The following is a 13,240-nucleotide window of genomic DNA, read 5'->3' as shown; positions in this document are numbered from 1 at the left end:
ATTGTCGGCATCATCGAGGGTATCGCCTTCCAGACCAATATCCTTGCGCTGAATGCTGCTGTCGAAGCAGCGCGGGCGGGTGAGCAGGGACGGGGTTTTGCGGTGGTGGCCTCCGAAGTGCGGTCGCTGGCGCAGCGCTCCTCGGCGGCAGCCAAGGAAATCAAGGAGCTGATCCACGATTCCGTCGAGCGGGTGCGGACAGGTGCCAGCCATGTACAGGACGCCGGAACGAAGATGCACGAGATCACCCGCGAGATCAGGCGCGTGACCGACATCATGGGTGAAATCACCGCTGCATCGCAGGAACAGAGCAAGGGCATTGGCCAGGTCAACCAGGCCGTCACGCAGATGGACGAAGTCACGCAGCAGAACGCGGCCCTGGTCGAACAGGCGGCCGCCGCTGCCGGTGCGCTCGAGTCGCAGGCGAACGATCTGAAAGCCGCTGTTTCGATGTTCAGGCTGGACGTTTCGCACGACCCCGGCAGGGGCGCTGGCGCGCAGATGCACACGGCGGCTCCGGCGCGCGCCAGGGCGCCGGCCAAGCCAGCCGTAAAGCGGTCCGCTCCGCAGCCCGTTCTGGTGGCGCAAACCGCCAAGGCTGACGAATGGAACAGTTTTTAGGCAGCCCCTATCACGGCTGACTGGCCGGCAAAGCAAACTGCATCCTTCGGTGCCGGCACCGAAGGATCGCACGCCCCTTTGTCCAACGTTGAAGCCAGAGACGACTCCAGTCATTAGCGCAAGGAACACCATGTTGCGACGGATACTGGCGCGGCGGACTGGCAGACATTCTGAGCAGGTCTGAAAATTGAACAATACTGACAATGTGCTGGGCCGGGTAGTCGAGCTCATGGCTGCCAATACAAAGAAAATGGGCGCTCTTGGAGCGCGGACGATGGTTCTGAGCAAGTTTCTGGAGGCCGTCCTGCCGCACCTCACGACGTTGCAGCGCGTCGAGATCACCCGGTCATTCCGGCAGGGAATCGAAGAGGCCCTGTCGTTGATGGACGATGTGGCCTTGCCCGCCGAATATCACTCGGCACTGCTTGAACTCACCAATGCCATTCTCACCACCCTGGGTCGGGAATCGGCCAGGCGTCAATAGCCTCAGCCGCGCAATTTTGTCGTGCCTGCGGATCGGGAAGCCGGACCGTGCCGGTGTGGCATTTCATCCTGTCGCCTCGACCTCCACAGTGCGTAATTGCAATTGGACAAGGGGCGGCGCCTGCCCGATTGGCATCGACAATACGATAACGGAAAGGGAAGCGTTCAATTGAAGGCAAGAGTATCTTCGCCGGCTATCACCGACGGTCAACCGGCGCCGGACAGCGAAGCGGCCACACTGGAAGACGTCTACCTCGGGCGGCAGCCAATTCTTGACCGCAGCGGAGCATTGAACGCGTTCGAACTGCTGTTCCGCTCCGGGGCCGCCAATCTCGCCTGAATCACCGATGACGCCGATGCCACCACGCAGGTCATCACGAGACTTATCGGCGATATGGGCCTTCGTGCTGCGCTGGGCGATCACGCCGGCTATGTGAACGTCGACCGCACGGTGCTGATGTCCGGCATGGTCCAACTGTTGCCCCCTGAGCGCTTCGTGCTCGAAATCCTCGAAACGGTGACGTTCGACGAGGCACTCTTCACGCGCTGCTGCGACCTGCGGCGCGCAGGCTTCCGGCTCGCACTGGATGATGTTTCACAGGTGTCCCCGCGCCTGCTCGAGTTTCTGCCGTGCGTCGATATCGTCAAGATCGACTTCATCGAATGCCCGCGCGAGCGCCTTGCCGAACTGATCGGCACCGTCAGGCAGCACGGGAAGGTGGCGATCGCCGAGAAAGTCGAAACACCGGAAGACCATGACGCCGCCATGTGCGCCGGCTTCGAACTGTTTCAGGGCTACCACTTTGCGAAACCGCAGGTGCTAACATCGCGGCGCATCACGCCATCGCGCGACGCGCTTCTGCGCCTGATGGTGCTGCTGAGCGCCGAACCCGAGATTGCCGAACTCGAAGCCGAACTCAAGCGGATTCCGAACCTCGTCATTCAACTGTTGCGTCTGCTCAGTTCCAGCGCGTTTGGGCTTGCCCCGACGATTTCGTCGATGCGCGAAGCGATCATGGTCGTCGGCACTCGGCAAATCACGCGCTGGGCCCAGTTGCTCCTGTTCGCAGACGGTCATCCCGATGCGTTGCGCTCCGATCCCCTTGCGCAGCTGTGTGGCACGCGCGCGCGATTGATGGAACTTGCCGCCGGCCGGCTGCGGCCCGGCGACGACCGGTTTGCCGATACCGCGTTCATCACGGGCGTGTTCTCGCTGGTTCATGTGCTGTTCGGCGGGGCGATCGAGGACATCGTGTCCACGCTGCCAATTCACGCCGATATCCGGCGGGCAATGCTGGAACGGCACGGCGAATTGGGTCTGCTATTGAACGCCGCCGAGGCGGCCGAATCGGGAGAGCTCATGGCAATCCGCGCGGCGTGTAATGCACTGCCGGTCTTCACCCCCAACGACCTGACCATGCTCGGGCTTGCCGCCGCTGCCTGGTACGACGATCAGGTGCGGGGCCATCCACACACCATCTGCATCGGGCGTGGGTGTACCACCACCGAGCGAAGCATCCCGTCCAGACCTGAGGGCCCCTGAGACTTCATCCTCCGGCCTCCAAGTCGGTGACATATATCTGATATGTCCTTTATTGCACATAGATAGGCCGGACACGGAGGCTGTTCCGGCCGCGATTCCGGTGTCAAACTCGCAGTCGCGCTCGAGCCTGAAGTGCGGGGACGGATTGTCGAGCGGAAGGCGTCGTCGGCCAGAATGTCCATTGAAATCTAAGCCGCCGTACACAGCCCGTGAAAGCGAAGCTGGCTCGCCCGACGAATCGAGGGCCGCCGTCGCTTTGCCAAATGGCGACTCGTCGCTCATCAGGCGACGTTCGGCATGCGACCGCGAAGGACCGTTTGTGGCCGAGGGTGTGTCAAAACTCAGGCTCACACCTCTCGTTCAAAAAGTCGGCTTTCGAGAAGGGCCTACAACGGCGTGGTGGCGTGTCGGGAAGGGTAAAGTGACCCCTCAAAACCTTCAACTTTTGTGTTTTGACACACCCTCGGCCGACGGCGGACGGATGGCACACTCGGGCCGATCGGGATGGGGGCAGGCCTCGCGGCCCGACCGCTCGCACACCACCGTGCGTACGGGTCCGTACACGGCGGTTCGGATCGGTTAGCCATGCTATCGGGTAGCGGTGAAATATCCGCCAACTTTGCGACCACCGTATACCCCGCGGCGAATGCGGGCGCCCCCTTGCAGACCAACTGGTTCAGCGGCCAGTTCCACGCCGTGATGATCGCGCATACGCCAATGGGCGAGTGGCGGTTCACGCGCAGCGGCGAGGTCGAGACTTATACCGTGCCCCTTGCGCATTCTCGGGAGACGAACGACTGAGCGCTCGCCCGTGAGTGGGCGGTGACCGGTAACGGCATCGCAATGAAATCGGTCTGGGACATCGGATCCGATCTGCGCGCCGGAAAATTGGGTATTTTGATGCCGGCGTGGCGGTCTCAGGATGTTCCGGTGCATGCCCTGTATCAACGCAGCCGGTACATTGCGCCGCGCGTTCGGGCGCTCCTCGACTTCCTTGTAGAGCGCTTTTCCACGGTGTCCGGTGACCTGGAGGTCTATTTGAACGGTGGCGGCACGAGCCGTGCGAAACGCAGCGGCATGACGTGCTGACTCACATCGCTGACCACAAAATCAATCACATCGACGAGCTTCTACCGTGGCGCGTGGCCGACAAGTTGCATACACCAGCCAGTCCGCCGACGCCCGCGACCTGACCGGGCTTGTTCGGATCACCATCATGCTTCACGTGCACGCGCGTGGACGAACGGCCTAGGCGAGCCGCTTACGTAGCTCGCTGCGTCGGCCGCGGAATTCCTTTGAATCGTGACACCCGGGGACGACACTTGCACAAGCCGCGTTCGAAGCCTAGGCGGAAGCAATGTCGTCAAGTACCCGCACACCAGGAAATCGGGCGAGCTGCGGAACAGTCCGGTGGATGTGCTCCAGCATCGTCGCGGCCGCTGGTGAGGGTGATTTCCCTTGCCGACGCACGACCCCGACGGTGCGAGTCAATATAGGCTTCGACAGCAGCCGCAAGCTCAATCGGTCGAGCGGAGCGCGCCGTGCCGCGAGCGCCGACATCACCGAAACGCCGAGGCCACGAGTCAGCAGCGTCTCGATCGTCGAGGTATTCGATACCCGATAGCGCGGCTCGCGCACTTCCTGGCTGAGCCCCGCGGTACGGCTCAGTTGATGCTGCATACCCAGATCGGGACTGAAGCCAATGATCCGATACTCCGCGACCTCCTCCCACGACAATTCACCGGCACTCGCCGCTAGCGGGTGATGCGGAGCAAAGACAACGCCGAAGCAGTCTTCGAAGAGCGGTTCGAAGACGAGTTCCGCGTCGGGTTCCCATGGACTGCAGATGCCGAAGTCGACATCGCCATTGCTAACGCGCTGCTGCACGGCCTCGGAATTGTCTTCGCGCAGGTAGATGTCGATGTCGGGAAACGCGTCGATATAGGTGGCGACTGCTTCAGGAAGCAGCAACGCCATCACTGATGGTACGGCCGCGACGCCGACCTTGCCGCGCTCGCGCTTGCCGAGCGCGCGCATGTCCCGGATCGACGAATCGAAGTCCAGCAGTAGCCGCTCCGCTGATGGTAGGAACTCCTGACCCGCCTGCGTCAGGTCGAGCCGGCGGGTCGAACGGTCAAACAGCAAAAGACCCAGATCGTCTTCGAGATGCTGGATTGTCAGGCTAAGCGCTGACTGCGTGACAAACAGCGACTCTGCCGCCCGCGTCAGACTGCGATGTTTCGCGACCGCCACAAACGACCGGATATGCCGGATCGACAACCTCTTGGACGCGCGGTCTTCATTCATTGATTTTTCTCGTGAATCGAGCGAATTTATTCGATTGTAGTACCTCAGCAGCCGCCACTAGACTTGGTCCAATGTTTTTTTGAAGAGAACCCGATGCTAGTAGATCTACGCCGGTACACGATCGTACCCGGTCAATTGAAAGCTTATCTTGCCGTCTATGAAACCTACGGCCTGCCGGTGCAGCGTCGACACGTCGGAGATCCGCTTGGTTACTTCGTCACGGAAGTGGGACCGCTCAATCAGGTCGTTCATCTGTGGGGCTACACGAGTGCGGACGACCGCCAGATGCGCCGAGCAGCCATGGAAGCGGACCCCGCCTGGTCGGCATACAAAAAGATGACAGCCGAAGGCCGTTACATCCAGCACCAGGAAAACCAGCTCCTGCTCTCGGCCCCGTGGTCGAAAATTTAACGCGCACACAAGTACACAATGAAAGTGATCATTTCCGACGATTATCAGAATTGCATTCACACGCTGGATTGTTACCCGGCGCTCGCCCGAAGTTTCGATGTCGAGATACACGACGACACGGTGACTTCGCTCGACGACCAGGCCGAGCGCTTCGCCGATGCAGACGCATTGCTGCTGGTGCGCGAGCGCACACCGATCAGCGCGGAACTACTGGCTCGCCTGCCCAAGCTGAAGTTCATCTCTCAGACCGGACGCGCGGCGAACCATGTCGATCTCGCGGCCTGTACGGCGCGTGGCGTTCTGGTATCCGCGGAAGGTTCCGCCACGACTGCTGCCGCCGAGTTGACCTGGGCACTTGTTATGGCCTCCATGCGCAAGGTACACGTCGAAGCGACGCGCCTTAAGGCCGGGCTGTGGCAGGGCCATCTTGGCGTCGGCTTGAAGGGACGCACGCTCGGCATCGCCGGGTACGGGAAGATTGGCAGCGTGGTGGCCGGTTATGGCCGTGCCTTTGGAATGCGCGTCATCGCGCTCGGCGATCACGAAACGTCGCTGGCGGCAGCATCCAGCGACGGGGTGGAGATGGAAACAGACCGCAAGAAGTTTTTCACCGAAGCCGATGTCGTGTGCTGTCATCTGCGCCTGCTGCCTGCGACTCGCGGTTCGATTACGCTCAACGACCTTACGTCGATGAAGCCCACCGCGCTTTTCGTCAATACGAGTCGCAGCGAAGTCGTTCAGGCCGGTGCGCTGGAAGCTGCGCTGAGAACAGGACGACCTGGTTTTGCAGCCGTCGATGTCTACGAGCACGAACCTATTTATAAGGCCGATCATCCACTACTCCGATTCGACAACGTGCTGGCGACTCCGCATATCGGTTACGTCGAGAAGGACACCTACGAGCACTATTTCGGCATCGCCATAGAACAGCTGCTTGCGTGGCGCGCGGGAAAGCCGGCGAACGTCCTCAACCCGCAAGCCGCGACGAATCGCGCTTAGAAGAGTTGACGGACGCGCCGATCCAGAGCTTGGCGTCCCCGCGTCAACGCGTCAGCAAAAAGACCTGACGAATCCGCTGCCCGCCTGACGGCATCCACTTCCCCCAGGAGACAAAAATGGAGACAACCATCGAATCCCTCACCATCAGCCGAATTTATCGGCGACTGGTGCCGCTGCTGTTCGTGCTGCTCATCATCAATTACCTCGACCGCGTGAATATCGGCTTTGCCGCACTGCGCATGAACCAGGACCTGGGGTTCAGCGCATCGGTATTCGGGCTGGGCGCAGGGATCTTTTTCATCGGCTATGCGGTGTTCGAAGTGCCCAGCAACATCATGCTGCACCGGTTCGGCGCGCGGATCTGGATATCCCGCATCATGATCACGTGGGGACTCGTGTCGGCCGGACTCGCGTTCGTCCACACGCAGACCTCGTTCTTCATCCTGCGATTTCTGCTTGGCGTGGCGGAGGCGGGCTTCATTCCGGGCGTGGTTGCCTATCTGGCTTACTGGTTTCCTGTTCGCTACCGCTCTCGCGCGAATGCCGGTGTCATCATGGCGACGGCCATCGCATCCGCGATCGGCTCGCCGGTGTCGGGTCTTCTGATGCGTGCTCTCGACGGCAGTCATGGCATTGCCGGTTGGCGCTGGATGCTGCTGCTCGAGGCGGCTCCGGCTGTCGTGCTCGGCCTGTTCGTGCTGGTATGGCTTACCGACCGGCCTGAGCGCGCCACGTGGTTGCCCTCGGAACAGCGGAACTGGCTCGTTACCGAACTGGCGAGTGAGGCGTCCAAGCTCACGAAGACCGCGAGCCTTCCGTTCCTCAAGATCGCAATGATGCCCCGGGTCTGGAGTCTGTCGGCGTTGTTCGTCTGTTTCCTGACGGCGTTCTATGGCGTCCTGCTCTGGCTGCCACAGATCGTGAAGCACATGGGCACGATGTCCGACGTGCAGGTGGGCTTCGTCACCGCGCTGCCGTTTTGTTGTGCAGCGACTTCGATGTATCTCGTGGCACGCCATTCCGACAGGGTCGGCGAGCGCAGGCTTCATATCGCCGTATGCATGACCATCGGCGGATTCGCCTTGCTGGCATGTGCCTTCGTCTCGCAGCCTGTCATCGGTCTTGCGTTGCTTTGCATCGCGGCGGGCGGAATTTGGGGGTGTCTGGCGGTATTCTGGACCCTGACCGGCGAGTTTCTGACCGGGGCCGCCGTCGCGATCGGCATTGCACTGATTAACACCATCGGGCAGGTCGGTGGTTTGCTAGGGCCATGGGTCGTAGGTGTGATCAAGGACCTCACGGGAAATTTTTCGGTAGCCCTCGTCGTGCTGGCGATTGCTGCATTCCTGGCGGCGCTGATCGCCTTCCTGATGCCGGACCGCGGGGCGCCAGCGCCGGCCAGTAACGCGCTTCAGCCGGACCTGATTCAATGACCGGGGATCGATGATTCCGCGGATACGAAATACAATCGGCCGTCGAATGTGCGTTGCGAACGTTTCAAATCAAGATAATTGAGGGTCTGTTGTGGCCGATGACAGGACTGACAAGGTCCGGCTTCTGGTGCGGAGAAGCCGACGTTCGAATGTCCGTGTGAAGCGTGGGCCAACGTCCGTAGATGGCCCAGATGTGTCAAAACGACTGGCCACAGGGAATTGACGAGACCTATGCCTGCGCAGGTCGCGGCCTGTGAAGTGCTGGAGCACAAACGTCAAACTCCAGTCGAACATATCGCAAAGGCTCAGCAACCCGGTACGGGCGCCACGCCCGCATCGCCTTCATAAGCGCTTCTGAACCGAGTAACTTGATCACCCGTTTCATGTTGTACGCCAGCACGTGCAGGCTCATCTCCGTGCTCACCCGCTCGATGGTCCGTGTCAGGAAATGGGTTGCGCCCATCCATGCCTTGATCGTGCCGAATGGATGCTCGACTGTCTGTCGCCGGATGCGCATCATCTCAGGCGCATGATCAAGTCGCGCCTGCATGGCCGACTACTGCCCGTTGCCAAGGGCAGCACACGACCCTAGGTCGACGTTCAGCCTCCTGCGAAGCAGACATTGATTCAAGGTCACCTGACCCGCCTCTGAAGCTGCTCGCAGATCTTTCAAAATCACAGTCCTCGAGTACGTTCGCGGGACGAACGTGTCGTCGACTAACCGCTGCCCAGCAGCTGCGCCTGTCATGAGTGCCTCGGCCTCCGTCGCGACCGGACGCTGGCTGTCTGCCGTGATGCGTATCGGCGCAACCGCGGGGTGAGTCGCGCCGGCACTTCTAATAACGGTTATTTTTTCTCTCCCGGCTTCTGTTTTTTTACTTTTTTTTCTTTTTTACCGACTTTTTGGGTGCCACACTTGGCTCACGTGTGGTTGCGAGAAAACGGGCGGCAGCTTACGCAAGCCAGGCATTCTTATAGCTATAAATCTAAGAGGAGGTGCCGAAATGAACAGTTTCGATACGGCAATCCAGACTTTCCTGACGCACATCGCTTTTAGCTCGATCATGCTTAATCATGCGATAAGGGTAATCGCGGCCCTATATACATTCAAGGGCTTCGTGCTCGTACCCATTTTGTGGTGGATATGGTTCAAACCCAGTCAGCGTGTTGAATGGGAGCGTGAAATGGTCATCGCGACGATTGCGAGCGGCCTCATGGCGCTCGCAATCGGCAGGCTTCTCGCCCATTACTTGCCATTTCGGGTGCGGCCGATCTATAACCCCGAGCTGCACTTGCACTTTCCATCAGCCGGTCTGCGAGAGGCGGTGCTGCGAACCTGGAGTTCCTTTCCGAGCGACCACGCGATGCTGTGGATGTCGGTCGCGACAGGAATCTTTCTCGTCTGGCGCCGCGTCGGCGTGCTCGCGCTTTTGTACACCGCGATCTTCATATGCCTGCCGCGCGTTTATCTCGGCTTGCACTATCCGACCGACATACTCGGGGGGGCGGCGATCGGGATTATCATCGCCTACGTAATGACTCGCGACCCCGTTAGAACGCGTTTTGCAGTGCCGATCTTGCGATGGATTCACAGATTTCCCGGACCCTCTTATACGTTGGCGTTTCTCTTGTGTTTCGAATTAATAACCCAGTTTGACGAAATACTACTGCTCGGGCAGTCGGTTTCAAAAGCACTGTGATTGCCCGTGCCCGCAGCTATCGGCCCGGCGACTACTGGCAATAGCGTGAGCTTCAGCGCAAGCATGACGGATGGACAGATTTAAAATCGATTCGCACACGAATCCGGACCGACGTTGACCAGAAGCGGGGGCGACGAACCGCCGCGACACAGGTCGGTTAGTGGCAGTAAGCACAAGCGAAAGACGGCTATCGGGGGCCACATCGAATGTCGCTTCCTGGTCGGCCTCTGCCTGACGGCGATCGGCGGCAGGCGACCCACAAGGGACCGTCGGCATTCTCAAAACCGGCCATTCGTGATGTGGTAAACATGGAGAGAATTGCCTTTCGTTGGTCGCCAACTACAGCAGATCGAACCGTTGCAGTTCTTCAGATAACCGCTCTGAACTGGTGAACAAGTGTCCGTGAAGACCCGCACTAACTGCTCCCTGTCTGTCATCGCTCTGCTGGCCTCAATACAGCTTGCCTCAATACGGCTTGCCTCTGGGAGCGAGATCGTGAGGCGGATCAACAGCGACGCAGGCAGTTGCAGCTACTCACGCCTCACGACAGCAACTACGCATTGCGTTTTCTCGGTGGGCCAATTAAGTTTGTATGCCTTGAGCGTAACGGGTCGGCTCCGCCTCGTCCGGTCAACCTTTACGATGGGGGATCCTCGATCGGGGTAAAGTTGCCGGGATGAAGGCAAGAAGTCAGGTAATGTAGATCGTAAATCTGGCATTGCAGCTATTGCTGCCAGTTGGATAATATGCATCTCTTCAACGGCTGTTGACGGTGCAATTTTTTCGACGTTCGGGTTTAAAAAACAGTTCGGCAAGCCATGCTCTCGTCGAGCAAAAAACTAACAGACCAATTTTGGGGGCACTGTGCTGAATCTTACGGGGAAAGTTACTCCCGCCGGGTGGCTCGTCGGGGAACGAGCGGCTTTTGCTGCAGACCATACCGGTGGCTATTTTTCTGATTGCTATTTCGTCGAGAGGGACGGTCGAAAGGCTTTTCTGAAAGCTCTAGATATCGAGAAGTTTGATATTTCCCAGATAACAAGCTTGATTGCCGGGTTCCAGTATGAGAGCGATTTGCTGGGCATATGCAAAGAAAAACGCTTAGGCCGGATCGTAGAGGTGCTGGAGTCTGATCGGCTTGAACGCGATCCGAACGCGCCGGCGGTTTTACGGTACGTTCCGTTCCTTGTATTCGAATTGGCTGAGGGCGATATCCGAAGTACCGTCGACGTCAGCCAACCCGTCACCGATCAGTGGCGCTTTTTTGTGCTCCATCAGACTACGCTTGGGCTGCGACAACTGCACGGACAGGCAATTGCACACCAGGACCTGAAGCCATCGAACGTGTTACGGTTCAAGAATGGTAAGCTGAAGCTGGGTGATCTAGGCCGCTCTTCGCTGCAAGGACGTGCGGCCCCGCACGACGCGTGCGTGGTGCCTGGAGCCCTAAATTATGCGCCATTCGAGCAGCGATACGGGCACGTACCTGCAGATTGGGTGGAACGGCGACTAAGTACGGACGTTTTTCATTTGGGCTGTTTGGTCGTGTTCGCATTTACAAACGTGTGCTTCGCTGACTTCGTTATGCAACGGCTGGCGGCCCCGTATCGGGCAGGCAATTGGGGCGCACCGTATGCCGAGGTGATGCCGCACGTTCAGGCGGCGATGACCGCGGCACTCGTTGATCTGAGTGCTGACTTTCCTGAACGATTCCGGAGTGAGTTGATGGCAATCGTACAAGACCTTTGCTGTCCGGATCCGTCCCTGCGAGGGAGGACTGGCCAGCCAAAGAATTCTAAGGGAAGTTTGCTCTGGTTGGAAAGATACGCGGCCCGATTTGACCGGTTGGAAAAGACTGCGGGTGTCCGGGTGGCGGCGAACCATGCTTGAGAAAGAACGACCGCGTCGGGTAGTGCCAAGGTGGCGGTCGTCGGCCCTTACGGCCCGCACTGCGGAAGCATGGACGAAGCGGCCGAAGGTTTCGGCTAGTTACGCGAACGAGGTCGCCGGCAAGGCTCGGGAGTTCGAGGCAGATCGTTCCGTTCCGATTGCGGCGGAGCTGATGTATCTCGCGAGCGAAGCGGGCGACTCAGATACGGCAAAGCGTGCCGCATCTGTGATCATTGAAAATGCAGGGAAAATCGGGCCAAGTCAGCTGGTCCGGTCAGCGAAACGGGTGCTCGATGTAGCAGATGAGCAGGCGCTCGAGGCTCCAGCAGGAGATTTCATTCGCGAAGCCAGAAAGTTGCTCGCTGTTGATTACCGCAACCCGATTTTATTGATGGATGTCGCGCGGGCACTTACCGTAAAGCGGCAAGAGGCCTCCGCGCGTCGTTATGTCCGAGCAGCAGTAGCGCTTGCTCCGCAATCGCGCTTCATAGTCAGGGCTGCGGCGCGATATTACTTACACATTGGCGAGTACGAGATTGCGCATGACGTTTTATCTAGGTCGCCGTTGTTGAAAGCTGACCCTTGGGTTCAGGCGTCAGAGATTGCTGTAGCGACGGTGCGCGGTCGAACGTCGAGTTTGGCAAAGCAGAAATCGCGTCTGCTGAGCGAGGAAAAGCATACTGCGCCAGACGTGAGTGAACTGGCGAGCGCTGTTGCAACAGTAGAGTTGCTTTCGGGGTCGGATAAAAAGGCGAAGATTTTGTTTCAAAAAGCGTTGCTGAATCCGAACGACAACAGCTTGGCTCAGGTTGAATGGGCAGCTACCAAGCTTAAATTGATTGTTGACGATTCGGCGTTGCTTACACCGCTTTCGTATGAGGCGAATAGCAGCAACGCATACCGAAAGCTCATGGTAGAAGAAGCGATAGCATGGGCGCGACGTTGGCATGAAGATGAGCCATTCGCGTCACGTCCGTACGACTCGCTCTGTTATCTCTACAGCCTAGATGGACAGTTCGGTGCGGCACAGGCTGTTGCCGAAGAATCGGTCGAGATGGATGGCGGGCACAATTACTCGTCAAACCTAAACCTGCTGTTTTGCAAAATACAGAACGGTGAGCTTGATCAGGCGTTTCGTGAATTGATGTTGCTGGCAGGTCGCCCAGAAGCGAAACGACATGCGACACACTTGCTAGCCAATGCGGGCGCGCTTGCGTACGCCACAGGTGAGTTTGAGCGGGGTAAGCAATTCTATGAGCGCGCGATTCGCGCGGCTCGTTCCCGCAATGAACCCCAGTCAGAGGCATTGGCGAGAGCGTTTTTTGCGAGAACAGCGTCGACTTCGGCCGACCCGTCTGCTGCAGCGATCATTGCCGAGGCAGCAACTAGCGTTGAGCGTCTCCCAAGTCCCGGCGCGATCTATGTAATGCGCTCTCTTGTCGACGCTGACAGGAAGCGGCAACTTGAGGAGAAAGCATCTGCACGCGTGGCTAAGCGTAAGTGGGAGTGGGATATGGCGACGAATACGCTACGTGTAATCGACTGACCCGAATCCTTGTTTGCGGTGCGAAGCAGCCTAATGAAAAGCCCGGGTGCAAGCAGCATTGAATATCAAACAAAACTCCCCCTAGAAGCGCCTTCTGGGGTACTCGTCCTTTTTGTGCAAAATCTGGCGGTTCGATTCAGAAAATACCGATAAGTAAATCTATCTTGCCGGATACGAGACCTTCGCGGACGTCACTTCCAGGCTTCCCGTGTTCCTGGAAGACGTCTACAACGCACGACGTATGCACTCGTCGCCAGGTTATCTGTCGCCAAAGCAATTTGAGGATCGTCTCGGCCAGCAAGCTGGC

13 protein-coding genes and 2 pseudogenes are annotated in these 13,240 nt (G+C 58.8%); 12 read left to right on the top strand and 3 right to left on the bottom strand.

Translation table 11 applies throughout. The features are described 5' to 3' along the window. The 4 genes from P3T25_RS45610 to P3T25_RS45595 form a co-directional block, all read left to right on the top strand. Positions 1 to 621 (top strand): methyl-accepting chemotaxis protein (locus P3T25_RS45610; RefSeq protein ID WP_429364104.1); only part of this gene is annotated, 621 nt, incomplete at its 5' end. Between the two features lie 187 nt (positions 622 to 808). Continuing rightward, entirely contained in the window at positions 809 to 1,105 is a 297-nt protein-coding gene (locus P3T25_RS45605) for a hypothetical protein (RefSeq protein WP_429364102.1), read from the top strand. A 168-nt stretch (positions 1,106 to 1,273) separates the two neighbouring features. Then, a complete protein-coding gene (locus P3T25_RS45600; RefSeq protein WP_429364100.1) occupies positions 1,274 to 1,444 on the top strand; it encodes a hypothetical protein in 171 nt (56 codons plus the stop codon). Between the two features lie 54 nt (positions 1,445 to 1,498). Then, positions 1,499 to 2,647, top strand: coding sequence for an EAL and HDOD domain-containing protein (locus P3T25_RS45595; RefSeq protein ID WP_429364098.1), 1,149 nt, complete (start codon positions 1,499 to 1,501; stop codon positions 2,645 to 2,647). 386 nt (positions 2,648 to 3,033) lie between these two features. Here the strand turns inward: P3T25_RS45595 and P3T25_RS45590 are convergent, their stop codons facing one another. Beyond that, positions 3,034 to 3,327 (bottom strand): hypothetical protein, encoded by a 294-nt coding sequence (locus P3T25_RS45590; RefSeq protein WP_429364110.1) that lies wholly within the window; start codon positions 3,325 to 3,327, stop codon positions 3,034 to 3,036. On the opposite strand from P3T25_RS45590, the gene P3T25_RS45585 reads away from it, so the two are divergent. Together P3T25_RS45585 and P3T25_RS45580 are read left to right on the top strand one after the other, a co-directional pair. Then, positions 3,233 to 3,448 (top strand): hypothetical protein, encoded by a 216-nt coding sequence (locus P3T25_RS45585; protein WP_429364112.1) that lies wholly within the window; start codon positions 3,233 to 3,235, stop codon positions 3,446 to 3,448. The genes P3T25_RS45590 and P3T25_RS45585 overlap by 95 nt on opposite strands. A gap of 18 nt (positions 3,449 to 3,466) precedes the next feature. Then, positions 3,467 to 3,736 (top strand): annotated as a pseudogene (locus P3T25_RS45580) (LysR substrate-binding domain-containing protein); the annotation flags it as partial. 255 nt (positions 3,737 to 3,991) lie between these two features. Here P3T25_RS45580 and P3T25_RS45575 read toward each other — a convergent pair. After that, positions 3,992 to 4,954, bottom strand: coding sequence for a LysR family transcriptional regulator (locus tag P3T25_RS45575; protein WP_408518746.1), 963 nt, complete (start codon positions 4,952 to 4,954; stop codon positions 3,992 to 3,994). Positions 4,955 to 5,047: 93 nt separating this feature from the next. Here P3T25_RS45575 and P3T25_RS45570 point away from each other — a divergent pair, with 93 nt between their 5' ends. From P3T25_RS45570 to P3T25_RS45560, 3 genes are all read left to right on the top strand, one after another. Further along, a complete protein-coding gene (locus tag P3T25_RS45570; RefSeq protein WP_408518747.1) occupies positions 5,048 to 5,365 on the top strand; it encodes an NIPSNAP family protein in 318 nt (105 codons plus the stop codon). 18 nt (positions 5,366 to 5,383) lie between these two features. Then, positions 5,384 to 6,364 carry a D-2-hydroxyacid dehydrogenase family protein gene (locus tag P3T25_RS45565; protein ID WP_429364095.1) on the top strand — a complete coding sequence of 327 codons (981 nt, stop codon included), beginning with the start codon at positions 5,384 to 5,386 and terminating at the stop codon, positions 6,362 to 6,364. Between the two features lie 116 nt (positions 6,365 to 6,480). Then, positions 6,481 to 7,797, top strand: a complete 1,317-nt coding sequence (locus P3T25_RS45560; protein WP_429364093.1) for an MFS transporter — start codon at positions 6,481 to 6,483, stop codon at positions 7,795 to 7,797. A 328-nt stretch (positions 7,798 to 8,125) separates the two neighbouring features. Here P3T25_RS45560 and P3T25_RS45555 read toward each other — a convergent pair. After that, a pseudogene (locus P3T25_RS45555) lies at positions 8,126 to 8,350 on the bottom strand (transposase); the annotation flags it as partial. Between the two features lie 451 nt (positions 8,351 to 8,801). Between P3T25_RS45555 and P3T25_RS45550 the strand changes: the two are divergent. The 3 genes from P3T25_RS45550 to P3T25_RS45540 all read left to right on the top strand — a co-directional run bounded on the left by P3T25_RS45550 (position 8,802) and on the right by P3T25_RS45540 (position 12,933). Further along, positions 8,802 to 9,497, top strand: a complete 696-nt coding sequence (locus P3T25_RS45550; protein WP_429364091.1) for a phosphatase PAP2 family protein — start codon at positions 8,802 to 8,804, stop codon at positions 9,495 to 9,497. Positions 9,498 to 10,361: 864 nt separating this feature from the next. Continuing rightward, positions 10,362 to 11,387, top strand: coding sequence for a protein kinase domain-containing protein (locus P3T25_RS45545; RefSeq protein WP_429364089.1), 1,026 nt, complete (start codon positions 10,362 to 10,364; stop codon positions 11,385 to 11,387). Between the two features lie 172 nt (positions 11,388 to 11,559). Further along, positions 11,560 to 12,933, top strand: coding sequence for a hypothetical protein (locus tag P3T25_RS45540; protein ID WP_429364087.1), 1,374 nt, complete (start codon positions 11,560 to 11,562; stop codon positions 12,931 to 12,933). Positions 12,934 to 13,240 lie beyond the last annotated feature (307 nt).

The sequence above is a fragment of the Paraburkholderia sp. GAS32 genome (assembly GCF_050434225.1).
Taxonomy (GTDB): Bacteria; Pseudomonadota; Gammaproteobacteria; order Burkholderiales; family Burkholderiaceae; genus Paraburkholderia; species Paraburkholderia madseniana.
This window is presented reverse-complemented; position numbering and strand designations above follow the sequence as displayed.